Genomic DNA, 23,803 nt, shown 5'->3' on the forward strand with positions numbered 1-23,803 from the left:
GTAAACCCGTTAAGAGGTGATTTCAGGACCGTATGAGGCAGTCTCCGGGAGATAGATGCCCACCTTCTTTTCATCGACAATCTTGTACGCCCTTACTTATGAGACAGCCCCTTCCGGCAGCCGGCCTGCCTTACTTGATTGCGCCGGCCGTCAGGCCCGAGACGATCTGCCGCTGGAAAAACATGTACATGAGCAGCACGGGGGCCATGGAGATCAGCAAGCCCGCGAACAGCGGCCCCCATTCCGTGCGGTACTGCATCTCGGCCTGCATGATCGCGATGCCGACCGGCAGCGTATATTGGGTTGGATCATTGATGAACACCGTTCCCATAATATACTCGTTCCAGTTATTCAGCGCGTTCACGATCGTCACCGTCACGAGGCCGGACTTGGCCATCGGCAGCATGATCTGGAAGAAAGTCCGGAAGTAACCCGCCCCGTCTATGTATGCAGCCTCCTCCAATTCCTTGGGCAGCGACTTGAAGAAGCCGCCCAGAACGAAAACCCCGAAAGGAATCGCCCATGCGGTATAGACAATCGCCAGTCCGCCCAGCTTGTTGATCAATCCGAAATCGTCCAATAAGAAGAAGAGCGGGATCAATCCCAAAATGAGCGGAATCATCATCGCGGACAAGTACGCGACGTACAGCAGGCGGCTTCCGCGAAATTCGAACCGGGAGAAGACGTAGGCGGTCGAAGCCGACAGAACGATCGCCGCGATCGAGCTGACGACGGTAACGAGCACCGAGTTCATGAAGTAACTCCCGAAGTTGTACGTCTGCCAAACGTAGGTGAAATGCTTCCACAACAGCGGCGTCTCCGGGAGCGCCCACGGCTTGTTCGTCAGAAATTGCGGATTGTCCTTCAACGCGCTCAGGAACGTCCAGAGCAGCGGATACAGCACGGCGGCGGCCCATACGGACAGAATCAGGAAGGCAACCGCCTTAAGCGCTCTGGAAGGTTGATTCAGCATGGGGATGCCTCCTTATTATGAGTATTCGACCGTATCCCGCCGCAGCAGGCGCTGCAGGACAAGCGTCGTGAGCAAGGACACGATCAGGATGACTACCCCGAGCGCGGCGGCGTATCCCATATGGAATTGCCGGAAGCCCATCTGGTACAAATACGAGCCGAGCACCTGCGTCGAATTGTCGGGTCCCCCTTCCGTCATGAGCAGCACCATCACGAACGACCCGTTCAGCGTCGTCATGACGATGTGAAGGACGCTCACTTTGACCTGTTCCCAGACGAGAGGAAGGGTAATCGTCCAAAATTGGCGTCCTTGCTTGGCCCCGTCGATCTCCGCGGCTTCGTACAACGAGGCGGGAATGCCCATGATCGCCGCGACCAGCAGCAGGAAATAAAACCCGATTCCCGCCCAGATCGAAGGCCACAGAATCGACCACAGCGCAGTCCCCTCTTCTCCCAGCCAAGGACGGTTCACCGGCTCGGCCGCGAACAGCGACAGGAACGAATTGAGAAAGCCGATGCTCGGGTTGTAGACGAATCTCCACAGCACGCCGATTACCACGATGGAGATGATGTTCGGAATAAAGAAGGCGATGCGAAAAAAGGAAGCTCCCCGAATGCGCAATCGGGTAACCGCTACCGCGAAGAAGGTGGCCAGCAGGACGATGCCGATCGTTTTGCCGAGCACGAGGAAGTAATCGTTGCCGATCGCCTTCCACACGATGGGATCGCGGACGATCTCCTTGAAATTGTCCAAGCCGACGTAAGTCATATGCTCCGAGCTCCCGGACCAATCGAACAGGGAAATATGGGCTCCCTTGGCGACCGGGTACAGCACGAACACGCTGAAAAACAAAAAAGTAGGAACGAGAAACGCCGCGATGAACAGCTTTCTCTGCAATTGACGGGACATCGGCTTATTCTCCTTTCCGGTACGCTGCGGAAGACCGAACGCCAACAAGCGCGACCGTCCTGCGATCGGCTTATTGGCGGTTGATCTTCCTTCGGCTTCTTTCAGCCGGACGGCTTTATTTTCTCGCTTTGGCAGCAGCGGCCTCGACGCGCTCCGCCCATTGCTCCGGCGTAATCTTGTTGACCGACAGCGCTACCGTCGCGTCGCACATCACTTTGAACACGTCGGCGTTGAAGACGACGACCGGCGCTACGAGCGTGTTGTCGCTGCTGTAATATTTCATGGCGTTCTTCGCCGTCTCCCCGGCGCTGGACGATTCGAGATCGACCTTCACGTTCATGAGGGCCCCCGTCTTCTCGGCCCAGTTCAAGGAAGCTTGCTTCGTGAAAATAAACTGGATGAACGCTTTGGCCGCTTCCGGATTTTTCGCTTTCTTCGCCACGGCCATCGTGCTCGTGTAAGGAAGAGCGACGTATTTGCCCCCCGCGGATTGCGTCACCGAAGGGACGAAACCGTATTCAAAATCGGCCGGCGCATCGTTCTTCATCTCGCTCTCCAGCCACAGACCGTTCGGGATCATCGCGGCTTTGCGCTGCAGGAACAGCATTTGCGAATCGGTATGGTTCAGCGCCGGCGCTCCTTGGTCGATGAAGCCTTTGGAACCGGTCTCGGCAAGCTGGTTGAGCGCCTTCATGACGGGCTCGCTGGCAAAGACGCCCTCCTTCATGTCGCCCATGTCTTGCAAAATCTGTCCGTCGTCCCCGTTGGCCGAGATAATCGCCGGATAGAGGAAACCTCCGAGAATGTAGTCGGGATAGACGCCCGTATGGATGTAAGGGCTGATGCCCGCGGCTTTGATCTTCTCGCTAAGCGTCAGGAATTCCTCGTAGGTCGACGGAGCCTCCCAGCCGTTCTTCGCGAACAGCGCCTTATCGTAGAACGTCCCGTAGGAGCCGAACACGAGCGGGATATTGTACGTCTTGCCGCCGTATTGCTCCGGCTGCGCGATCATGACGTCCAAAATTTTCTCCCCGTCGACATTCGTCGCTTGGCCGATCCAATCGGACAGATCGAGAAGCTGATCGTCCTCGATCATCTGCCTCGGATTCGAACCCGCGCCGTCAATATACACGACGTCCGGAGGGCTTCCTTGAATCCATCTCGGCTTCATCTGCTCGTTGATTTTCGGTCCCGCGGACTGCTTGATCTTCAAGTTCGGATGGAGCTCCTGGAATTGGGCGATGACGTCTTTCCACCAAGCGTCCCCGTATCCTCCGACGAAGTATTGAATTTCGAAATCTCCTTCCAGCTGCGCGTCCGAAGATTCCGCCGGCGTGACCGGCGAGGCATCCGGAGATGCCGGAGAAGCGTTCGAGGAGCTTGGGGTATCGCCGCCCGAAGCCGTCTGTTTCTCTTTGCCGCCGCCTCCGCAAGCCGCAAGAACAAGGATAAGTGCCAGAGTTAGAACCGTGCCCAACGTCTTTCTGATCTCCATGTCAGACCTCTCCTTTGAATATCGCTTAATTAATTAGTCCACTGGACTAATTATATAGTACGGGGTAAGCCATCCACTGTCAACGCTTACGTTTCTACTTCAATGATGAAATGGATACGCTTCCCGCATCACCTAAAAAGGACGACGGTGCAGAAGCGCCTCCCGAGTCGCGTCAAGGGAACGAAGAAGCGGATGAGCCGTCCGCGTCGCGTGAGGGAAACAACGAATCGGATACGACTCTCACCATCTCGTAAGGGGAACGGCGAAACGCTCCCCTCGTTATCCTCATTCAGGGAAAAACTTCGGCAAATACGCCCTGTTCGCTTGCAGCATCTCTTCCAGCAGCCGCTCCGCATCGTTGGCGGAAGGGACGAGGGGGTGATGCGCCAGCGCCAGCAAAGCCGTCTCCTTGTCTCCCGTCACCGCCGCTTCGATCGCCAGCCCTTCGTAAGTTTTCACCGCGGCGATCAGCCCTCTGACCGCGGGCGGAACCGCCGTCACAGGCAGAGGCTCGGGTCCCTGCTTGCCGACGCGGCAATTCGTCTCGATGCACGCATCGTCGGGGAGAAAATCCAGAATGCCGCCGTTGCGCACGTTGAGCGTCTGAACATCCCCGCTTCCGTTGTAAAGGGAGTTCATCAGATTAACGGCTGCCTCCGAGTAATAAGCCCCTCCCCTCTGCTCAAGCTGCTTCGGCTTCTCGGCCAGATCGGGATTCTCGTAAATCCGGAACAGCTCGTCTTCGAGCCGTTTGACCGTCTCCGCGCGCGTCTCGCCCCGAAGGGCGGCCGCCTGCTGCTCCGCCAGCATCTCCCGCTGCAAGTAGACATATTTCAAGTAGTAGGACGGAATCGCGCCGAGAGAACGAACGAGAGCCGAGTTCCACGCGTACGGGGAGGCGTTCTTGGCCGTGTATCCCGCGCTTTCGTCCAGCAGTTCGGAGAGCTTGGGCCGGCCGTCGACTTCGATCCGGCTGATCCAATGCAGATGGTTCAGGCCGACGAATTCGCAATAGATCCGCTCGGCCGGGACGGAATACAGGGACGACAGCCACTTGTACGCCGCGATCGGAGAGTTGCACAGCCCAATCGAACGAATGCGGGAATGCTTATGGATCGCTTCCGTCACCATGCCGGCCGGGTTGGTGAAGTTCAGCAGCCATGCTTCGGGGCACAACTCCTCCATCTCCCCGCAAATGTCGAGCAGCACGGGAATCGTGCGCAGTCCCTTCATCATGCCCCCGGGGCCGGTCGTCTCCTGGCCGATCATCCCGTACTTCAAGGGGATGGCCTCGTCCCGCGCGCGGGCGTCCAATTGTCCCACCCGCATCTGCGTCGAGACGTACGCCGCCCCGTCCAAGGCCGAACGCCGGTCGAGCGTCGGCTTGACTTCGATCGGCAGGCCGGATTTGGCGATCATCCGCTGCGCGAGGCTGCCGACGATATCCAGCTTGCGCCGGCCTTCCGGAATGTCGACGAGCGCGATCTCCGAGACGGGGAGCGTCTCGTAGTTGGCGATGAAGCCTTCGATCAATTCGGGCGTATACGACGATCCGCCGCCGATGACGGCGACCTTCAGCTTCGCGCTCATGCAGGCTTCTCCTCTCTAACGGCCAGCGACCGATTCAGATTGTCGTAGACGCGATCAGAGACGACCGCACCTGAACGCTCCAACGCCAGCAGTATCGCTCCCGCGACCGGCTCCGTCTCCAGCGTCCGCAACGTGCAGCGTTCCGCGATCGCCCGAATCTCCCGCTCAATGGAAGGAACGACGTACCGGTTGTCGCCCCGGGTAAGGATGCTGCCGATCAAGACGAGATCGAAGCGGGCATCTTCCATGCCGAGCTTCCGAATGACCGCGCCCGCCGCCTTGCCCAGCTCGGCTCCCTGTCTCTCCAAGATGACACGGGCGACCCGATCCTTCTCCGCGACCTCGAAGAGCAGCTTGGCCAACCGGTGCGGAATCTCCCGCCCCTCGTCCAGAAACCCGTGAAACATGGCGTCCACGGAGCCGTAGCCCAGCTCCCGGATCGTCGCGTCCGTCAGCAGCGTGGCGCTCTCCCGGCCTTCCCAGGAGCGAATGACCGAGCGGAACACTTCCACGGCCAATTCGCTGCCTCCGCCGAAGTCTCCGAAGGCGTAGCCGAAGCCGCCGACCTGAAACTCCTCGCCGCGGCCGTTGATCCCGTAGCAGTTCGTCCCGCTGCCGCAGACAAGCACGACGCCGTCCGGCTGTCTCGTGCCGGCCCGCAAGCCGATGACCGTATCGCAGACGATCGTGTGGCGCTCAAAGCCGAGCCGCGCAATCATCGGACGCAGGACGCGGTAGTCCGCTTCGCGGTCCGCTCCGGCCAGGCCGAACGTCGCGAAGCGAATATCCGCAAGGCTCAGTCCCGCCTCGCGCATAGCGTCTGCCGCGGCTTCCGCGATATTCCGCTCGGCCAGCGCGGCGTCGAGCTGATGATTGCCGCAGCCGCTGCGGCCGCGCCCGACGATCCGTCCTTCCGCGTCGGCGACGACGGCCAACGTTTTGCTGCCTCCTCCGTCTATGCCCAAATAATAAGCCAAGTAGGTTCTCTCCTATGTCTGTTCGTATTTTAATCCGCTTAAGGGTTAAGCATTTTCAAATTATCGCGCCACTTGTTCGTTTTGTACTCCAGCAAGCGATCGTAGCCGGCTTTCTGAGCGTCCTTCTCCGCCTGATCGAGAACGGCCAGCACTTCGTCTTCCGACTTGGCTCCGATGACCGCTTTGGCTTTCGCCTTTTCATAGATCTCGATGACGCTCTGCGAGATGATGCCTTCGTCGGAATCTCCGGCGGGAGCGAGATTCACGAACTCCGTCGTGTTGTATTGCGTCTTCCACGTGATTTCCGTCTGCCAGCGCGTTTCCCAGTTGCGTTTTTCCGGCGGAAGCGTCGATTCGAACTTCGTTTTCGAGCGGTCCACGTACACGGTATTGCCGTTCCATTGGAAGTTGACCGTCGAGTTCATCAGCTCGTCGCGTCCTTGCGGATCGCTCGTGAACTTGTCGGTGAACAGCGGCGCTTCCTCGTCGTCCGTCCCTTCCCAATACAAGCCCTCCGGTCCCCACATGATCGTGCGCTGCCCTTCCGGGCCCGTGAACCAGTCCAGGAAAGCGAAGATCGCTTCGGGGTCCTTCGCCGCCTTCGTAATGACGCTGACGTTCCATCCCAGCTGCTTGTAGTCGCCGGGGAAGATTTTGTTGCGGTCCAACCCCGCCTTGTGAATCGGCCATACGATGATGTAGCCCGCGCTCGGGTCCTCAGACGACAGAGCCGCGTTGCCTTTGGAGCCGAATTCCGTCGGACTGGAAGCGGCATAGACGGCGATCTTGCCCGTCACGACCTTCTGCTCGACCTGCTCCAGCTTCTGCGTGAAGGCGTCCTGCGTCATCAGCTTCTCCCGGTACAGCTTGTTCGCCAATTGCAGCGTCTCGCGGAACACCGGATCGGCAAACACGGACGTCAGCCGGTCGCCGGACGGCACCGCCAACATGTGCAGGCTGCTGTACAGATACGGACGGTTTTCCGCGAACGCCGACGTCAGAATGTCGATGCCTTCCGCTCCCTGGCCGACTTCGAACGGCACGACGTCCGGGTAGCTCTCCTTCACCTGCCGCAAGTACGCGTACAAGTCGTCCGTCGTCTCCAGACTTGGCGAGCCGAGCTCCTCGTAGATTTTCTTGTTGACCAAGTAGCCCGAATTGCCGTTCGGCTGCGTCGTGTACCAGTTCGGAAACTGATAGATCTTGCCGTCGGGCGAACGCAGCATGTCGAGCGTGGATTCGCCCGCCCACTTTTTCAAATTCGGATATTTATCCAGGTAATCGTCGAACGGCACGAGCATGCCTTCGGAACGAAGCTTCTCCACGTCCGCCCCCCGCTCCATCCAGATCACGTCGGGCAGTTCCCCGGAGACGATCATCGTGCTCATCTTCTGCTTCGCGTTGCCGCCCGAGCTGACCGGAACGACGTTAACCTTCTTGTTCTCCTTGATCCATTTCGTCGCCAAGTCCTCGCCCCAGGGCGGCATCGTGTACCAGTCGTAATGTCCGTAGAACGAAAATTCGAGCGGCTGCTCGCCCAACGCGAACCCCGCGCCCGCCTCCTCCGAGGCCGAACTTGCCGGCGGGGCGGAACTTCCCGGGGACGGGGACGAAGAAGATCCCTCGTTCTTCGCGCAGCCCGTCAATGCTGCCGTTCCCGTCAACGCCGCCGCGAGCGCCAGATGCAATGCTCTCTTCCGAAATGCCATGGCCATGACTCCCTTCGAATGATTATCTATGGTTAAAAGCGCAAGCTTTTGAACCCCTGGTCATTCCTTCAACGAACCGATCAGGACGCCTTTCACGAAGTATTTCTGCACGAACGGATAGACGCAGAGAATCGGAACCGTAGCCACCATCATCGTGGCCATCGACAGAGACTTCGTCGTTACCGAGCGCATTCGGCCCATATGGCTGCTTGCCGAACTGTCCATCTGCGCCAGCTGCTCATGCATGATGTTCGAATTGAGAATCTGCTGGAGCTTCGTCTGAATCGGCAGCAGGTCCGCGTTCGTGATATAGATGCTCGGGGCGAACCAGTCGTTCCAGTGATAGACGGCCGTGAACAGCGACAGTGTCGCCAGGACGGGGCCGGACAGCGGCAGAACGATGCGGACGAGAATGCCCCAATTCGAGCATCCGTCGATTTTCGCGGACTCCTCCAGCCCCGCGGGCAAGCCCGCGAAAAAGGTCCGGAACACGATCATATTCCACACGCTGATCAGTCCCGGCACGACCATGACCCAGAACGAATTCATCAGGCCGAGCTCGCGGATGAGCAGGTAGCTGGGAATGAGCCCGCCGCTGAAGTACATCGTGACGATGCACGCCACCATGTACGCCTTGCGTCCGATGAGCTCCTTCTTCGTCATGCCGTAAGCGAATACCGCCGTCGCGGCAATCGAGCAGGCCGTCCCGACGAGCGTTCGCAAGATAGAGATGACGAACCCGTCTATCAGGCGCGCGTCCTCGAACACGACCCGGTAATTTTCGAGCGTGAACGCCCGAGGCCAGAAAGTAATTCCGCCCTTCAGCGTATCCGCCCCCGAATTGAAGGAGACGACCGCCGCGTTCCAGAACGGATAGAAAGCGGTAAATCCTACGATGGCAAGCGCGATATAGATGGCGGCGACGAAAACCCGATCGCCGGTTGACAGCTTCATGTGCAATTCCTCCCCTTCCTGGCCGCCGCGATTACCACAGGCTGTTGCCGGATCTTCTGGCCCAATAATTGGCCCCGGCGAGCAATCCGACGCTGATGACCGCTTTGAACAATCCCGCTGCCGTCGCGTAGGAGTAGCGCGAGTTCTCGATTCCGATCCGGTACACGTAGGTGTCTATGACGTCGCTGACGTCCCGGAGAATCGGGTTGCTCGCGAGCAGCAAAATGTCTTCGAAGCCGGCGTTCAGCAGATTGCCGATCGCGAGAATCAGAAACACGACGACGACCGGAACGATGGACGGCAGCGTGATCGAGAACATCTGCCTCGGCTTGCCCGCGCCGTCGATCGAAGCCGCTTCGTACAGATGCGGATCGACTCCCGCGATGGCCGCCAGATAGACGATCGAGGCGAAGCCGATTTCCTTCCACACGCCCGTGGCGACGAGAATGGACCAGAAGTATTCCGGCATCGACAGGAAATTGATCGGCTCCTCGATCCAGTTCAGCTTCTGCAGCAGCAGGTTCAGGCTGCCATTGTCCGTGGACAGCAGCGAGGAGACGAAACCCGCCACGATGACCCAAGACAAGAAATGCGGCAAATAGCTGATCGTCTGGACCGTTCGCTTGAATATCCGGCTGCGCACCTCGTTTAACATCAGAGCGAGCAGGATCGGCGCCGGAAACCCGATCAGCAGCTTAAGCGAGCTGATGACGAGCGTGTTGCGCATAACGTCCCAGAACACCGGGGCGTGGAAGAACGCCTCGAAATGTTTGAATCCGACCCATGGACTGCCCAGAAATCCTCTGAACAAGCTGTAATCCTGAAAAGCGGTCAGCACGCCGTACATCGGGATGTAGCTGAAGACGAACACGAACAGCATCGCCGGGAGCGCCATCAGTTGAATGTCCCACTGCTTCAGAAATCTTCTCGCCGGACCGGGCTTCGCGTAAGCGGTTTCGTTTTTTCTTCTGCCCGATATGTCCATCTGAATCCCCCGTTCCTCGATAGATCGCATCGTTGCCGTTCAAGCGGCGATTCCGATCCGATTGCCTGCTTTCTTCTTGTATTTTAAAAGCAAAAAAAGGCGGATTCTCCGCCTATACGCCTGAAAACCGACTCAATCCTACTGTTAATTGAACATTCTGTTTTTGGTCGTTCTGGGGGAAGAACCGAGGTGCTGCTTGAACAGACGATTAAAGTTGGACAGCGTCCGGAAGCCGCATTCCATCGCGATCTCCGTAATCTTCAGATCGGTCGTATCGAGCAGCGCGACCGCGTGTTCGAGACGGATGCGAATCAAATATTCCAGGGGAGAGATGCCCGCCGCACGGCGGAAAATATCGCTGAAACGAGAGGGGCTCAAGTAGACGAGAGACGCGAGTTCATCCAACGTCCAAGGGTGAGAGAAATGCCGCTCCATCGCATGGATGACCTTGCGCACTTTCTGCAATTGCTCGGGGTTCATCTTCTTCCCGGGTTTGCGGAGATCGTCCATCCGGAAATCGCGATTGACCTGCGCGAGAAAACGAAGAAGATGCGAATACACCATCGAGACGTGCGAGGGGCGACCGCCCACGTGCTCCTCCTGCAGATCGAGCAACGTTCGGCGCAAGCCGTCCAAGGACGGATGCTTCCGTTCCAGCAAGTTCGCGAAGCGAAGGCCCATCTCCTTAAACGGGGACAAAATGTCCGGATCGTAGCGCAGATGACCGTGCAGCCATGCGGGATCGAAGGTGACGACCAGCATGACGAGCCCTTCGGTCTCGTAGGCGCAATGAAGATCGTTCGAGTTGATCAACAGAATGTCGCCTTGACCGAATTCGAACTTCTGACCGTTAATGATGTAATGCCCGGTGCCGGACTTGATCAGATTGATCTCGAGCACGTCGTGCCAATGCATCTTCTGGTAGAGGGAGTTGACGCCGACCGTGTCCGCGACGTAGATCGGGTACTGCTTGGCCATCGGGAACTTCTCTTTCGGAACTTCCGCGTTGTTCGGAACTGCCATCCTGCCCGCCTCCTCCTTCCGCTTGTTCGCGCGAAGGCCCGCATGGGGCTGTCCCATAAGTAAACTGAGGCGTACAGAACGATTATCGATGGATGGATGTTAATGGGCATCTATCTCCTTCCGATGCTATACGATCCTGAAATTTGAATGGTAAACCCGTGACAGGGTAATTTCAGGAACGTATGAGGCAGTCTCCAGGAGATAAATGCTTCTTCTTTTTCATCGATCATCTTGTACGCCTTTACTTATGAGACAGTCCCATCGGCGCTTCCTATTGCCCAACGAGCAGTGCCGCCCCGATCGCTCCGGCTTCCTTGCCCAACGTCGGACCGACGAAGCGGACGCCCGCCGCCATCGAGGAGATGCCGCGCTCGGCGATCGCTTCGTGCATCGGATCGAACAGCGCGGCGCCGATATTCGCAGCGCCTCCTCCGATGACCACCACTTCCGGATTCATGACGTGGATGATGGTGACCATGCCGTTGCCCAGCGCCAAACCGGCTTCTCTCAGCACGCGCAGGGACAACTCGTCGCCTTCGGCTGCGGCTTCCGCGACATGGCGAGAGGTCAGCGCCGCGCCGCCGGCTTTGCCGAGCAGCGCCGCGGCTTTCTCGGGATATTCGGCGGCCAGCTTCCCGGCGTTTCTCGCAATTGCCGTTCCGGAGGCGTACAGCTCCAGGCAGCCTGCGTTGCCGCAGGTGCAGCGGGGACCGTTCATGTCGACGGTAATATGACCCAGTTCGCCCGCGCTGTTGTCTCTGCCGCGAATGAGGCGGCCCGAGCTGACGATGCCCGCTCCGATTCCCGTCGACACGGTCACGTACACGCAGTTTTGCGTGCCTTTTCCCGCGCCTGCCGCCCACTCGCCGTAGGCTGCCGCGTTGGCGTCGTTCTCCAGGCTGACGGGCACGCCGAACTGTTCCTCCAGCCGCTTGCCCAAGGGAATATCGTTCCAGCCCAGGTTCGCCGCGTACGCGACGATGCCTTCTTTCGCGTTTAACGTGCCTGCCGTCGCGACGCCGATGCTCGCAAGCTCCTGCTCGGAAGTCAGGCTGTCTCTAATCAGTCCGACCATCCGGCCGATGACGGCTTCCGGCCCTTCGTGCGGCTGCGTAGCCGTTTCCGAGCGACAGACGACGTCTCCCTGCTCGTCCAGCAGAAGCGCGAGAATTTTCGTGCCGCCCAAATCGATGCCTGCGTAAACTTTGTTGCTCATGTGTATGACCTCCAATTAGTCCAGAACGGATGCGCTGAATATTTTTTGCAGCATGATCGTCGCGGAGCCGTACAGAGCCCCTTTGTCTCCGAACGAAGCTTGCAGTACCCGATCCCGGGTGAACGGGAACGGAAAAGGGAACTTCTCCAAGGCGTCCGAGAGCTTGTCGGAAAATTTCGCGGAGCGGTTCATCCAGCCTTCGATAATGACGGCCTCGGGACTCATGAAGTTGACGGCGCTCGCGATCATCAGCCGCGATACGTCGAGGATCCGGTCGAAAATCGGCTCCAGCCACGCTTCTCCGTCATCGTACCGGGCAAGCGCCTCCTCGAAATCGGCAGGAACGGCGACGCCCAGCTCTCTGGCCGCGTCCTGGCACCTTTTCAAGATAAAAGGACTGGTCAATACGGTCTCCACGCAGCCGCGCTGACCGCAATTGCAGATCTCCCCTTGGGAGTCCACCGGAATATGTCCGATTTCTCCGGCCGAGCCCCGGTAGCCCGAATGAATCTGGCCGTTCAGGATGATTCCCGCGCCGATGCCTTCGTTAATCGTGAAGTAGACAAGACTGCTCTTGTCCTTCCCCGCTCCGGAGTAATGCTCCGCGAAGGCGGCGGCGTTGGAATCGTTAACGATCTTGATCGGCACGTCCGGGAAGAAAGCCGCCACCTGTCTTCTCAAGTTGAAATTGGTCAGCCTCAGCAAGCTCGAGAACAGAACGGTGCCTTCCTGCTCGTCGATAATGCCGGGCGTCGAGATGCCGATTCCCTTGATCCGCTCGGAGCGAACCGACTCGGCTTGAGCCATGCACTCCCGCAGCGCGGAATGAATCTGCTCCGCCAGCGAATCGTTGCCGAACGCGATCTTCGTCTTGTACTCGGAGATCAGTTGACCGTGCAGGTTCAGCACGGCGCAAATCAAATACCGGTTGCCGAAAGAAATGCCGATCACGTAACCGCCGTCTTTGTTGATTTGCAGCGTGATCGCTTTCCTCCCCGCTCCGGCGGACGGCTTCTCCCCGATCTCTTCGACGAAGTTTTTCCCGATCAGCTCTTCGATCAGCGCGGATACCGTCGTCGCGCTCAGCTTGGTGATCTTCGCCAGCTCCGCCCGGGTCATGCGCCCTTCCCGGTGAAGCAGATTCATGATCATCGCCGTGTTGATCTCTTTCATCAATTGCAAATTTCCTTTAACGTGCACGACTTCCGTTCCTCCTGCCCTGCGGCGGATATCTGTCAGGGAGAGATAAGCCGGAACGAGTTTTCGCGCCGACGCCGCATCCGCCAATTATTTCATTCACTGGACTAATTTATTCGTAAAACGGTTAAGTCACACATTCATTATACCCTCGGAGCGGTCCGGCGGACAAGCGGGCATTGCTATCCATGCGAAATTCCGCTCGGAAAATCGGATACTCATCGGTGCCGGGCGCCTAAGCGAAGAGCTTCAACGACCGCAACGAACCGGCTCGAATCCCGTCGTTTTTGAATTTATGCGGCCGCTTGCGTATACTAGAAATATAATCTATTCCCATACGAATTGGAGGAGATTGATCATGAGCCAAACCGCTTCTCATCTGCAAGACTCGGTAGCGCTGAACAACGGCGTACGCATGCCGTGGTTCGGATTGGGCGTATTCAAAGTCCAGGAAGGAAACGAAGTCGTCGATTCGGTAAAAACGGCCATCAAGCACGGTTATCGCAGCATCGATACGGCAGCGATCTATCGGAACGAGGAAGGCGTCGGACAAGCGATCGCGGAAGCGATCCGCGAATACTCGGTGCCTCGCGAAGAACTGTTCGTCACCTCCAAAGTGTGGAATTCCGATCAAGGCTACCAGTCGACGCTGGACGCGTTCGACCTCAGCCTGAAGAAGCTGGGCCTCGACTATCTGGACCTCTATCTGATCCATTGGCCGGTCAAAGGCAAGTACAAAGACACGTGGAAAGCGCTCGAGCATATTTACAAGTCGGGCAAAGTCCGGGCGATCGGCGTCAGCAACTTCCACGTCCACCATCTCGAGGACTTGCTCGCCGAAGCGGAAATCGTTCCGGCGGTCGACCAAGTGGAGCTGCACCCGTATTTGACGCAGGTAGGACTCCGAGAATTCGCCCAATCCAAGGGCATTCAGATCGAAGCCTGGTCTCCGCTGGCGCAAGGGCTCGTGCTGAAGGATCCGGCCATCGAGGCGCTCGCCGCCAAGTACGGCAAAACCGCCGCGCAGATCGTGCTGCGCTGGAATCTGCAGAGCGGCATCGTCACGATTCCGAAGTCGGTTCAACCGGCGCGTATTGTCGGCAACGCGGACTTGTTCGATTTCGAACTCAGCGCGGAAGACGTCGCGGCTATCGACGCCCTTAACCGCAACCAGCGGGTCGGATCGGACCCGGACAACTTTAACTTCTAAGCGACGCCGCCCTCTCCGGGCGCAGCATCGAGGCAATAACGCCTTCTGCGTCCTTTGGAGGATAGCGGATTTTATACTCTCCGACTCGTCGAAAGAAGGCTTTGTCTCCTCCGCGATCCCGCGGGAGACAAAGCCTTCTGTGTCGAAACGGCTTGCTTGGGGCGATCAGACGCCCGTACGCCGCTTCTGGTTGTTTTGCACCTTGTGAATTTGCGTCTTCATCTTCTTCGTCTCCGTAGAGAAGCCGCCCTTCCCGCCTGCGCCTTGGCGTCCCTGCTTCTTGCGCTCCAGAATGCGCTTGATCGCTTCGGCCTGGCTCAGCTTCTTCCCGGCATCCCCGTCTTGGCCTTCAGCGGCCGGATTCGCGCGACTGTCGTCCATTTTGCTCGCCCCCATGATCGTATCCCGTCTATTCTACAACACCGAGGCGGTTCAAGTCCTGTTTTTTCCGTAAAAGATCTCGTCCATCTCCGCCTTCAGCTGCCTTGTGATCGCCTCTTGCTCCCGCGTGCTCAACTGGTCCTTGCCGTAGCCGAACAAATAATTGTTCAGATCGAATTCGCGCAGCTTGCACTTCGTATGGAAAATATGCTCCTGGTACACGTTAACGTCGATCATATCGTATTGCCGCACGATTTCTTCGGGAATGTAATTTTGGATGGAGTTAATGCTATGGTCGATGAACAGCTTATGGCCGTGAATGTCCCTCGTAAACCCTCTGACGCGATAGTCGATCGTCATGATGTCGGTGTCAAACGAGCTGATCAAATAGTTTAACGCCTTAAGAGGGGATATCTCTCCGCATGTCGAGACGTCGATGTCCGCGCGGAACGTGCTGATGCCTTCGCTCGGATGGTACTCCGGGTACGTGTGCACGGTGACGTGGCTCTTGTCCAGCTGCATGACGACGTTGCCCGGCAGCGGGCCGGGCGATTCCTCGTACGAAGCGGCCGGCACTTCCACGATCGGCCCTTCGGAGACGAGCAAGGTTACGCTTGCTCCCTGGGGCACGTAATCCTGCTTGGCCGTGTTCAGCACGTGCGCCCCGATCATGTCGGAGACGGTGCTCAGAATATGAGTCAGCCGATCCGAATTGTACTGTTCGTCGATATACGCGATATACGCTTCGCGTTCTTCCTTCGTTTTCGTATAACAAATATCGTACATATTGAAGCTGAGCGTCTTCGTCAAGTTGTTGAACCCGTGCAGCGTGATCCGTTCTTCATCGGCCGTCGGCATTCGTCATCCCCCCGTTCCCCTACATCTTACCCGTTATCCGTTAGTCCGATTCGCTTTGAACGGCTTGGGATTGGTCTTGGGAGGCTTTTTTCTTGGCGATTTTCTTCTTGATCAGGAGGAAAATAACGACGAGCGGAATGGCAATCGCGGCGATATAGAGGGAAATATCCTTCACCATGCCTTCGGCGGCCCGACCGTAGCTATAGAACAACAAGCCGACGGCGTAGAACTTGACTGCGCGCCCGAATGCGGCGTATACCATCAGTCTCCACAGCGGATAGTTCAAGCACCCGGACAAGATCGTGAACACCTTGAACGGAATCGGAGTGAAAGAACCGATCAGAATGGCGGCTTCCCCGCTCTTCTGAAACATCCGCGTCGCACTGTCGATCCAGGATTTCTTCAGAAATTTATGCAAGACCGATTGGCCCAGCAGCTTGCCGACCAAGTAACCGAAAGGGGTCCCGAGCAAACACGCCACATAGCCGGCCGTCGCCAGCCACAACGCGTTGGAGGGATGGATCAAGCTTAGGGGCACTTGAAGGAAAAAGGCGGGAATCGGAAAAAAGATCGCGTCGGCGAAAGAGTGTATAAATAATCCCCAGATGCCAAATTGCATTAAAGTGTCGATCAAGTTTTGAAACATAGCCGGCTCCTATCCGAAACGATCTTGGGTTGTGGGTCGATGTCCAAGCGGTCCTCCTTACTAGAAATACTATACCTATACTATTATATACTCAATTTGTTAAGGTCGAGTTTCAAATAAGACTTAAGACTGGTTTTTTTTCCGAAAATAAATGTTTCCAGACGGAGGCGCCTGTCGACAAGGCGTATAAAAGACTTAGGAGCTGTCCCATAAGTATACAGAACCGTACCGAACGATTATCGATGAAGGAGTGCCAGATGCCTTCTTTTTCATCGATAATCTTGTACGTCCCTTACTTATGGACAGCCCCTTTTGCGGGATGTCTATTCTATAGAAACTTGGATGAGACGCCGAGCATAACGAGAATCTGGTTTACACCCGTTCGCATCAGCACTCTGCAACCCGAGGGAGATGTCGTTGCAATTCCCTCGTCATTAGGACGACAATAGCCATTCGGATGACAGCTTCCGTCATCCCGGACGCGCAGTTGGCCGACCAGACCGACGGCCGCCCATTCGGGCCGCTCGGAGCGCGGAACGTAGATGCGGTCAGGATCGAAATCCGGATTGACCACTTTCCTCAGTTCCGTCCGGGCGGGACGAACCAGCATTCCGTCCATAGTTATTTCCGCCTCGTATTGTACTTCCTGCTTGATCAGTCTGCCCCACTCGTCCTTCAAGTACTTGCTGCGCCACTTCAATTCCTCGGCGTTAGCGACGAAAGCGGGCGTTGCGCTCGTAATTCCGAGTACGTAGTCGTCGGATGAAGTCGCTTTCCGGATTTTGTTTCCTTCCAGCGTAACGAAATAACCGACATCGATCGGAGCCCCGTCGAACGTCTCGAACATCTCCGCGTAATCGGCCGGAGCGGCCAGCCAGCCGTTCTGGGTCACGCCTTGTTCCCCCGGTCCGGAAATTCGGGCCGCCAGATCAGGCGTAATCGCATCGCCGTCCGCCAGAAACCACGAGTATTCTTCCGTCGCCGAACCGAAGCGTCCCATAATATGCGCACCTTCAAAGAGATTTGTGTCGGTCTCCAGTCCTTCCGCATGGGAGTAATCTCCGCTTGCTATCGTTCGCCCTCCCTCCGCATGCGACGAAATACCGCTCGCTTCCGTGCTCCATCCCTCCGCATGCGATGATTCGCCGCTTGCTGACGTGTCATCCCCCTCCGCATGCGATAAATCTCCACTCGCGGTCGAACGTTCTCCTTCCGCATGTGATGCTTCACCGCTTGCCGTCGTCTCACTCCCCTCCGCATGCGAGCTACGCCCGCTGGCCCTCGTTCTTAGCCCTTCCGCATGCGACCGCCCGCCGCTTGCCACCGCACCTTCCCCCTCCGCATGTGCCGCCTCGCCGCTTGCTGAAGTGCCAAGCCCCTCCGCATGCGACCCTCGAACACTTGCCTGCGTGCCAAATCCCTCCGCATGTGCCGCCTCTCCACTCGCCGTAGTGCTAAAACCCTCCGCATGCGCCGCCTCGCCGCTTGCCGTCGTACTAGCCCCCTCCGCATGCGATCCATTACCACTCGCCGTCGTGCCCGATCCCTCCGCATGCGACGAATCACCGCTTGCCGTCGTTCCAGTTCCCTCCGCATGCGACGCATGACCGCTCGCCGTCGTATTACCGCCTTCCGCATGCGAAGAATCGCCTTCCGCCGTCGTATTCGTGCCTTCCGTATGGGCTTGATTGCCGAGCGCCGACGTTCCGGCCCCTTCCGCATGGGAGTTTGTCCCTTCTGCCAGCGTATTCATGCCCTCGACGTGCGAATAATCTCCGAACGCTCTTCCCAGTGCTCCCTCCGAATGTGCCGCAATGCCCCTTGCTTCATTGGCATATCCTTCCGCATGCGAGGCTACTCCGGATGCAATCGTTCCATACCCTTCCGCATGAGCCGTATCGCTTAAAGCCTGGGTGATGAACCCTTCCGCATGCGATGCCGAGCCAATAGCGATGCTCGTGCTCCCTTCCGCATGCGAAGAGTTCCCGACCGCAACCGTCGAAAATCCTTCGGCATGAGAAGCCGCCCCTATCGCCGTCGTATTCAGCCCACCCGCATCCGAACATGAGCCAATGGCTTGACGATTGCAAGAATCCGCCATATCCACACCTCGTTTCCTCATAATAATTCATCGTATTCGAGGAAAATCGCGAGTGTTTGGACGAGCGGAGCGAAACAGGTCCGAACGCTTAAGATCGTTTTTTAATCTCCGTAAATAAACGCCTCCAGCCGGGCCAGCCCCTCTTTGTCAAGAAGAGCCGTATTGTCGTAATCCAGCACGCTGCCTTCGGGGAGCGGCCACCTCGGCGCTCTCTTCGCCAGCGAGCGGCTGAAATCGGCCCAGTGCTCCAGCTTCCATCGGTCCAGCTCCGTCGCCCGGCGTTCAATACGCTCCCGATAGACGGCCAGGTCGGCCAGATGGACGACGACAACCTTCACCTCGACAGCGGCTGCCGCCGCTCCGAGTTTCGCCAACTCCGCGCCGATCCATTCCGGATCTTCCGTCTCCTTCGTAAAGGGACCTATCACGTAGACGTCGTTGCCCAACTCCACGTTCTCCAGCGCGGTATCCATCGTGATCCGGTAGCCCAGATCCCGGCACAGCCGCTTGTATTCGGCCGAATCCCGATCGCTCGGGTCCAGCCCGGCCTGCGTCATGAGCGCCTCCGCCGCCGGTCTCAGCAGCGTGTCCATGTCCAACAACACCGCCCGCCGCCTGGCCGCCAGCTTTTTCGCCACCGTCGTCTTCCCCGCTCCCGCCCCGCCGATGAAAAATACGAGTTTCGCCATTGTATTACGCTCCTATCGCCGCAAACTACGCTAACCATTCTCCTCCCGGAAACCGAAATCCTCCCTTACGCGAAGTTCCCGCAGAGAGCCCGACCGGGCTCTAGATCCTGGATCGGGCTCATTTTAACGAATGGATCGCGCTCTTCACAGCCTCGGCCTCCCCATGTTTCAGAGACAGATTCAAATGCCTGGCCACCAGTCAGATTTTCATCATGGCCTCGCCCGTGTGCCGATATCGGATTCCTTGGAGCACCAATCTCCGTTTGAGCGGGATTGGGGAGACGATAAGCGATTGTTGTTTAGAACATCGCCCTTCGTTCACTTAGCCAAAGCCTCTCCATCGGGGTCTCTATCGGGCGTTTCCTTTGCTCGTACTTGCGGATTGGTCAGTTGCAAAAAAAAAACGCCGAGGGCATGTTCTCCCTTTGACGGCGTTGAATGGTCATTTTAACGGAATTTGACAGCGACTCCGAGCATGACGAGAATCTGGTTGGCTCCCGTTCGCTTCAACACTCTGAAGCCGGAAGAGGACGCCGTTGCCGTTCCCTCGTCGTTCGGGCAACAATACCCGTTCGAACGGCAGCTTCCGTCGTCCCGAACGCGCAGTTGGCCGACCAGACCGACGGCCACCCATTCGGGCCGATCGGAGCGCGGAACGTATACGCGAGCAGGATCGAATTGCGGATTGACCACTTTCTCAAGCTCTGTTCTGGCGGGGCGGACCAGCATCCCGTTGGTTGCCGCTTCCGCCTCGTAGAAGACTTCCTGGCGGATCGCTCTGCCCCACTCGTCTTTCAAATACTTGCCCCGCCACTTCAATTCTTCGGCGTTGGCAACAAAGGCTGGTGTTGCGCTCGTTATTCCGAGCACGTAATCGTCGGAGGAAGTCGCTTTGCGAATTTTATCTTCTTCCAGCGTCACGAAGTAACCGACATCGATCGGCTCCCCGTCCGCCGTCTCGAACATTTCCGCATAATCGGCCGGAGCGGCCAGCCAGCCGTTCTGGGTCACGCCTTGTTCGCCCGGCCCGGAAATCCGGGCAGCCAAGTCAGGCGTAACCACATTGCCGTTCGCCAGAAACCAAGAGTATTCTTCCGTCGCCGACCCGAAGCGCCCTATAATGTGCGCTCCAGCAAAGTTATTCGTATCGGTCGCTAATCCTTCGGCATGCGAATGCTCGCCGCTGGCGATTGTTCCGTTCCCTTCCGCATGCGCTGCAAAGGCGCTTGCTATCGTGCCGGTCCCTTCCGCATGCGCTGCATCTCCGCTGGCCATCGTGTTAAACCCTTCCGCATGCGACGCGATTCTGATTGACTCTGAATCAATCCCCTCGGCATGGGCCCCTTCACCGCTTGCTAGCGTTCCCGCCCCCTCCGCATGCGACACATCGCCGCTTGCCGTCGTGCCATTCCCCTCCGCATGCGCCCCAATGCCGCTTGCCCTCGTGACTAACCCCTCAGCATGTGACGAATTGCCGCTGGCCACCGACAGTTGCCCTTCTGCGTGCGAAAAATTGCCGCTGGCGATCGTGCTCGTTCCTTCTGCATGCGACGCAAGGGCGCTGGCGATCGTAGTCCGTCCCTCCGAATGTGCCGTCACGCCGCTCGCCGTCGTGCCGGTCCCCTCTGCATGCGACGCAATACCGCTCGCTGTCGTAACATCCCCCTCTGCATGCGAGGCAAATGCGCTGGCGATCGTTTCACTCCCCTCCGCATGCGACACATCGCCGCTCGCCGTCGTGCCATTCCCCTCCGCATGCGCCCCAATGCCGCTTGCCCTCGTGACTAACCCCTCAGCATGTGACGAATTGCCGCTGGCCACCGACAGTTGCCCTTCTGCGTGCGAAAAATTGCCGCTGGCGATCGTGCTCGTTCCTTCTGCATGCGACGCATCGCCGCTCGCCGTCGTGCCAATCCCCTCAGCGTGCGACGCCAAACCTTCCGCCGACGTATTCTCGCCTTCGGCGTGGGCTTGACTGCCGACTGCCGACGTTCCGGAGCCTTCCGCATGGGAGTTTGTCCCTTCCGCCAGCGTATTCGTGCCCTCTACGTGCGAATAATCCCCGAACGCCCGTCCCAACGCTCCTTCGGAATGCGCCGCAATGCCTCTTGCTTCGTTGGCGTACCCCTCCGAATGCGACGCCACGCCCGATGCGATCGTACCGTACCCTTCCGCATGCGCCGTATCGCTTAATGCTTGAGAAAGATAACCTTCCGTATGCGATGCCGAGCCGACAGCGACGCTTGTGCTCCCTTCCGCATGGGAAGAGTTCCCGATCGCGAACGTCGAAAATCCCTCGGCGTGAGAAGCCGCTCCGCTCGCCGTCGTATTTAATCCGCCCGCGTCCGAACAAGCGCCAATCGCTTGACGATTGCATGAATCCGCCATATCCGCCCCCCCGTTTCTTCTCATGATGATTTATCCTATTCGAGAAAAAGCGCAAGCGTTTGGACGAGCGGATCCCTTCTTTTCGACAAACTTATCCCTTCTCGGTTATTTTGCTCCGTACCCAACGTGCGACCATAGTGAGCACCGTCAATGCCGCGCCAACCTCTATAGCATGATCCGCGACGTTCAAGATGCCGCCCGATCGGACGATAAAATCCGTCACCTGACCGAACAGCAGACGATCGACGCCGTTACCGACCGCTCCCCCTACGAGAAAACCGAGCGCGACGTCCATCGTAATGCCTTGCGCTTCTCCTTTTTTCCGATAGATCAGCACGCCCAACACGAACAAAACAGCGATAACTCCGAACAATCTCCCGTAGCCTTGCAGCAGGCTTCCGGCCATTCCGCTATTTTCAAAGCGGGTCCACTCTCTGCCCCACAGGATCAGCGTTTCTCCCACCTCAAGATGCACTCTTACCCAAGCTTTCGTTAACTGATCGGCTGCGACGACGAGAAAAGCGATGATGTAGAACGGCATATCCCGACCTTCTTCCTGTCCCCGTCGATCCGGGTTTACCCCAGTATAGCTTAATCGTCGGCTTGGGTTAACCGGTTGGTCTTATTGCCGAGCATCCCTCGCGTTCACGACAGGCGATGCCACTTAGCCCACATCTCGGGCGGGTTCAGCTCATATACGCCGTCTTCCCGGTACATGAACTGGTGCATGATGAATTCCCGGCGCATCGTCGCGAAATCCTCGTGATATTGCTTGATGAATTCGTTGATTTCCTTCTCGGCGTACTTCCTTCCGCTCTCCAAGTGCGAGACGATATGCTCCAGGACGATCAGCTTTTTCTTAAGCTGCGCCGGCACATGCTTCAAGCGGCCTTCCTTCGTGAAAAAATGCCGAATGACCGATGACCGCGTTCTCTCCAGCTCTTCTTCCATGTTCTCTTCTCCTTCCGTTCCGTCCGCCCCCCGATAGATGAGGCGCAGTGCGGCTTCGGCGTTGCCCTTCAGAAAGCAATCGTTCAGCGAGAAATAAATCGTGTTTTTGTCGCGGCGTTCATTGATCAGGCTCGCCTCCCGCAGCTTCGCGGCGTGATGCGTAATCGTCGCGGGCGTCACAGACAGCTTCTCCGCCAACGTCTGCCCGTTCCGTTCTCCGCCCGCAAGCAAAATCAGCATGCGGATTCTCGTGGGATCGGCTAGCGCTTTGTGGTAGGCAACGACTTTGTCGAGTTGCATATTGCGATCTCCTTTTATAAATTTAATATTCATCTAATTAGATATTCATTAAATACCAATATAAAGATCAGCGATGACGTTGTCAATGCTCCCCCTTTGCCGATATCCCCTCTAGTCAGTTCACGTCATACCTGTCCTAGCGCTTTTTCGCTTCTTTTGTCGCTATCCCTTCCGGTCAGTTCTCGCTCCCGCTGCCTTATGCTGCCTCCCCTTTTGCCGCTATCCCTTTGAGTCAGTTCACGCCATACCTGTCCTAGCGCTTTTTCGTATCCTTTGTCACTATCCCTTCCGGTCAGCTCTCGCTCCCGCTGCCTTATGCTACCTCCCCTTTTGCCGATATCCCTTTGAGTCAGTTGGGAGTAATATCCGGTATCTGGTAGATTGATCCACTCTTCTACAATCACTCATCCGAAGCCCGCGAAGTCTTGCAGCCGTTCCCAGTCTGGCGGACTGGCCCGAGCCTCACGGCAACAGAAGCTGCTGAACGCTAATTCGCAGCCGTAAGGATGATCCCGATTAATCGGGATAGCTTGTCGCTAAACGCTAAATCATCAGGTTTCTGAGCCGTCGGGATAAAGATAAATGGAGGATAGGACATGTCCGATCTCACAGGATGCGTACGAACAACCTGACTGAACGGGATACCGGCGAAGGAGAGGAAAAGGTACTATGTACAGATTCAGAATGCGGCGCTGAAACTGACTGAACGGGATATCGGCAAAAGAGCGGAAAAGGTACTACGTACAGATTCTGAATGCGGCGCTGAAAAGCTGAGTGGATGGGATGCTGGGAAAAGACACTATGTGCACATTCAGAATGCAGCGCAGAAACTGACTGAATGGGATACCGGCAAAGGAGCGGAAAAGGTACTACGTACAGACTCAGAATGCGGCGCTGAAACTGACTGAACGGGATATCGGCAAAAGAGAGGAAAAGGTACTACGTACAGATTCAGAATGTAGCGCAGAAAAGCTAAGTGGATAGGATACGGGCAAAGAGGCAGAGAGCGATAAATCCCGCGGCATCTGCAATTCACATTGGGCATACCAAAGATGGCGGAACTGCAACCAGATAGCGTCGGCTTAGAGCGGGCCAATCCAGGATTTCGGAACTGCAACCCGGCTGCATCGGCTTAGAGCGTGCAACGGTGCGATGGCGGAACTGCAACCAGATGACGTCGGCTTAGAGCGGGCCAATCCAGGATTTCGGAACTGCAACCCGGCTGCATCGGCTTAGAGCGTGCGAAGGTGC

20 protein-coding genes are annotated in these 23,803 nt (G+C 57.4%); 1 reads left to right on the forward strand and 19 read right to left on the reverse strand.

Going from position 1 to position 23,803, the window contains the following annotated elements; all coding sequences use genetic code 11:
- Window positions 1–130: 130 nt before the first annotated feature.
- The 11 genes from B0G52_RS21100 to B0G52_RS21150 all read right to left on the reverse strand — a co-directional run bounded on the left by B0G52_RS21100 (window position 131) and on the right by B0G52_RS21150 (window position 13,031).
- Window positions 131–973 carry a carbohydrate ABC transporter permease gene (locus B0G52_RS21100; RefSeq protein WP_094047363.1) on the reverse strand — a complete coding sequence of 281 codons (843 nt, stop codon included), beginning with the start codon at window positions 971–973 and terminating at the stop codon, window positions 131–133.
- 15 nt (window positions 974–988) lie between these two features.
- Complete coding sequence (locus tag B0G52_RS21105; protein ID WP_094047364.1) at window positions 989–1,882, reverse strand: carbohydrate ABC transporter permease; 894 nt, start codon at window positions 1,880–1,882, stop codon at window positions 989–991.
- 115 nt (window positions 1,883–1,997) lie between these two features.
- A complete protein-coding gene (locus B0G52_RS21110) occupies window positions 1,998–3,377 on the reverse strand; it encodes an ABC transporter substrate-binding protein (RefSeq protein ID WP_094047365.1) in 1,380 nt (459 codons plus the stop codon).
- Window positions 3,378–3,662: 285 nt separating this feature from the next.
- Complete coding sequence (locus tag B0G52_RS21115) at window positions 3,663–4,967, reverse strand: 6-phospho-beta-glucosidase (RefSeq protein ID WP_094047366.1); 1,305 nt, start codon at window positions 4,965–4,967, stop codon at window positions 3,663–3,665.
- Complete coding sequence (locus B0G52_RS21120) at window positions 4,964–5,944, reverse strand: N-acetylglucosamine kinase (RefSeq protein WP_094047367.1); 981 nt, start codon at window positions 5,942–5,944, stop codon at window positions 4,964–4,966. The genes B0G52_RS21115 and B0G52_RS21120 overlap by 4 nt, the downstream gene beginning before the upstream one ends.
- A gap of 38 nt (window positions 5,945–5,982) precedes the next feature.
- On the reverse strand, window positions 5,983–7,653 hold the full coding sequence (locus tag B0G52_RS21125) for an extracellular solute-binding protein (RefSeq protein ID WP_094047368.1): 1,671 nt from the start codon (window positions 7,651–7,653) through the stop codon (window positions 5,983–5,985).
- 60 nt (window positions 7,654–7,713) lie between these two features.
- Window positions 7,714–8,607 carry a carbohydrate ABC transporter permease gene (locus tag B0G52_RS21130; RefSeq protein WP_094047369.1) on the reverse strand — a complete coding sequence of 298 codons (894 nt, stop codon included), beginning with the start codon at window positions 8,605–8,607 and terminating at the stop codon, window positions 7,714–7,716.
- Window positions 8,608–8,638: 31 nt separating this feature from the next.
- Window positions 8,639–9,592: an ABC transporter permease gene (locus B0G52_RS21135; protein WP_094047370.1), complete on the reverse strand. Its 954-nt coding sequence runs from the start codon at window positions 9,590–9,592 to the stop codon at window positions 8,639–8,641.
- A 144-nt stretch (window positions 9,593–9,736) separates the two neighbouring features.
- Window positions 9,737–10,615, reverse strand: a complete 879-nt coding sequence (locus tag B0G52_RS21140) for an AraC family transcriptional regulator (protein WP_094047371.1) — start codon at window positions 10,613–10,615, stop codon at window positions 9,737–9,739.
- 271 nt (window positions 10,616–10,886) lie between these two features.
- Window positions 10,887–11,831 carry an ROK family protein gene (locus B0G52_RS21145; protein WP_094047372.1) on the reverse strand — a complete coding sequence of 315 codons (945 nt, stop codon included), beginning with the start codon at window positions 11,829–11,831 and terminating at the stop codon, window positions 10,887–10,889.
- 15 nt (window positions 11,832–11,846) lie between these two features.
- Entirely contained in the window at window positions 11,847–13,031 is a 1,185-nt protein-coding gene (locus B0G52_RS21150; RefSeq protein ID WP_094047373.1) for an ROK family transcriptional regulator, read from the reverse strand.
- A gap of 355 nt (window positions 13,032–13,386) precedes the next feature.
- Here B0G52_RS21150 and B0G52_RS21155 point away from each other — a divergent pair, with 355 nt between their 5' ends.
- Window positions 13,387–14,238 carry an aldo/keto reductase gene (locus B0G52_RS21155; RefSeq protein ID WP_094047374.1) on the forward strand — a complete coding sequence of 284 codons (852 nt, stop codon included), beginning with the start codon at window positions 13,387–13,389 and terminating at the stop codon, window positions 14,236–14,238.
- 165 nt (window positions 14,239–14,403) lie between these two features.
- On the opposite strand, the gene B0G52_RS21160 is transcribed toward B0G52_RS21155, so the two are convergent.
- The 8 genes from B0G52_RS21160 to B0G52_RS21195 form a co-directional block, all read right to left on the reverse strand.
- Window positions 14,404–14,619, reverse strand: coding sequence for a hypothetical protein (locus B0G52_RS21160; RefSeq protein ID WP_094047375.1), 216 nt, complete (start codon window positions 14,617–14,619; stop codon window positions 14,404–14,406).
- A 51-nt stretch (window positions 14,620–14,670) separates the two neighbouring features.
- Window positions 14,671–15,477 (reverse strand): adenosylmethionine decarboxylase, encoded by an 807-nt coding sequence (speD, locus tag B0G52_RS21165; RefSeq protein WP_094047376.1) that lies wholly within the window; start codon window positions 15,475–15,477, stop codon window positions 14,671–14,673.
- 40 nt (window positions 15,478–15,517) lie between these two features.
- Window positions 15,518–16,123: a YqaA family protein gene (locus B0G52_RS21170; protein WP_094047377.1), complete on the reverse strand. Its 606-nt coding sequence runs from the start codon at window positions 16,121–16,123 to the stop codon at window positions 15,518–15,520.
- A 328-nt stretch (window positions 16,124–16,451) separates the two neighbouring features.
- Window positions 16,452–18,224 carry a peptidase G2 autoproteolytic cleavage domain-containing protein gene (locus B0G52_RS21175; RefSeq protein WP_094047378.1) on the reverse strand — a complete coding sequence of 591 codons (1,773 nt, stop codon included), beginning with the start codon at window positions 18,222–18,224 and terminating at the stop codon, window positions 16,452–16,454.
- Between the two features lie 101 nt (window positions 18,225–18,325).
- Window positions 18,326–18,913: a P-loop nucleotide/nucleoside kinase family protein gene (locus B0G52_RS21180; RefSeq protein ID WP_094047379.1), complete on the reverse strand. Its 588-nt coding sequence runs from the start codon at window positions 18,911–18,913 to the stop codon at window positions 18,326–18,328.
- Between the two features lie 447 nt (window positions 18,914–19,360).
- A complete protein-coding gene (locus B0G52_RS21185) occupies window positions 19,361–21,325 on the reverse strand; it encodes a peptidase G2 autoproteolytic cleavage domain-containing protein (RefSeq protein WP_233162893.1) in 1,965 nt (654 codons plus the stop codon).
- Window positions 21,326–21,392: 67 nt separating this feature from the next.
- Window positions 21,393–21,842 carry a signal peptidase II gene (locus tag B0G52_RS21190; RefSeq protein WP_094047380.1) on the reverse strand — a complete coding sequence of 150 codons (450 nt, stop codon included), beginning with the start codon at window positions 21,840–21,842 and terminating at the stop codon, window positions 21,393–21,395.
- A gap of 104 nt (window positions 21,843–21,946) precedes the next feature.
- A complete protein-coding gene (locus B0G52_RS21195; RefSeq protein ID WP_094047381.1) occupies window positions 21,947–22,552 on the reverse strand; it encodes a DUF2087 domain-containing protein in 606 nt (201 codons plus the stop codon).
- Window positions 22,553–23,803 lie beyond the last annotated feature (1,251 nt).

The sequence above is a fragment of the Cohnella sp. SGD-V74 genome, assembly GCF_003001675.1.
GTDB lineage: Bacteria > Bacillota > Bacilli > Paenibacillales > Paenibacillaceae > Cohnella.

Bases quoted from the DNA above. Each gene is read 5' to 3' on its own strand.
- B0G52_RS21100 (WP_094047363.1), bottom strand. From the start codon at position 973: ATGCTGAATCAACCTTCCAGAGCGCTTAAGGCGGTTGCCTTCCTGATT.
- B0G52_RS21105 (WP_094047364.1), bottom strand. From the start codon at position 1,882: ATGTCCCGTCAATTGCAGAGAAAGCTGTTCATCGCGGCGTTTCTCGTT.
- B0G52_RS21110 (WP_094047365.1), bottom strand. From the start codon at position 3,377: ATGGAGATCAGAAAGACGTTGGGCACGGTTCTAACTCTGGCACTTATC.
- B0G52_RS21115 (WP_094047366.1), bottom strand. From the start codon at position 4,967: ATGAGCGCGAAGCTGAAGGTCGCCGTCATCGGCGGCGGATCGTCGTAT.
- B0G52_RS21125 (WP_094047368.1), bottom strand. From the start codon at position 7,653: ATGGCATTTCGGAAGAGAGCATTGCATCTGGCGCTCGCGGCGGCGTTG.
- B0G52_RS21130 (WP_094047369.1), bottom strand. From the start codon at position 8,607: ATGAAGCTGTCAACCGGCGATCGGGTTTTCGTCGCCGCCATCTATATC.
- B0G52_RS21135 (WP_094047370.1), bottom strand. From the start codon at position 9,592: ATGGACATATCGGGCAGAAGAAAAAACGAAACCGCTTACGCGAAGCCC.
- B0G52_RS21140 (WP_094047371.1), bottom strand. From the start codon at position 10,615: ATGGCAGTTCCGAACAACGCGGAAGTTCCGAAAGAGAAGTTCCCGATG.
- B0G52_RS21145 (WP_094047372.1), bottom strand. From the start codon at position 11,831: ATGAGCAACAAAGTTTACGCAGGCATCGATTTGGGCGGCACGAAAATT.
- B0G52_RS21155 (WP_094047374.1), top strand. From the start codon at position 13,387: ATGAGCCAAACCGCTTCTCATCTGCAAGACTCGGTAGCGCTGAACAAC.
- B0G52_RS21160 (WP_094047375.1), bottom strand. From the start codon at position 14,619: ATGGACGACAGTCGCGCGAATCCGGCCGCTGAAGGCCAAGACGGGGAT.
- speD (WP_094047376.1), bottom strand. From the start codon at position 15,477: ATGCCGACGGCCGATGAAGAACGGATCACGCTGCACGGGTTCAACAAC.
- B0G52_RS21170 (WP_094047377.1), bottom strand. From the start codon at position 16,123: ATGTTTCAAAACTTGATCGACACTTTAATGCAATTTGGCATCTGGGGA.
- B0G52_RS21175 (WP_094047378.1), bottom strand. From the start codon at position 18,224: ATGGCGGATTCTTGCAATCGTCAAGCCATTGGCTCATGTTCGGATGCG.
- B0G52_RS21180 (WP_094047379.1), bottom strand. From the start codon at position 18,913: ATGGCGAAACTCGTATTTTTCATCGGCGGGGCGGGAGCGGGGAAGACG.
- B0G52_RS21185 (WP_233162893.1), bottom strand. From the start codon at position 21,325: ATGAGAAGAAACGGGGGGGCGGATATGGCGGATTCATGCAATCGTCAA.
- B0G52_RS21190 (WP_094047380.1), bottom strand. From the start codon at position 21,842: ATGCCGTTCTACATCATCGCTTTTCTCGTCGTCGCAGCCGATCAGTTA.
- B0G52_RS21195 (WP_094047381.1), bottom strand. From the start codon at position 22,552: ATGCAACTCGACAAAGTCGTTGCCTACCACAAAGCGCTAGCCGATCCC.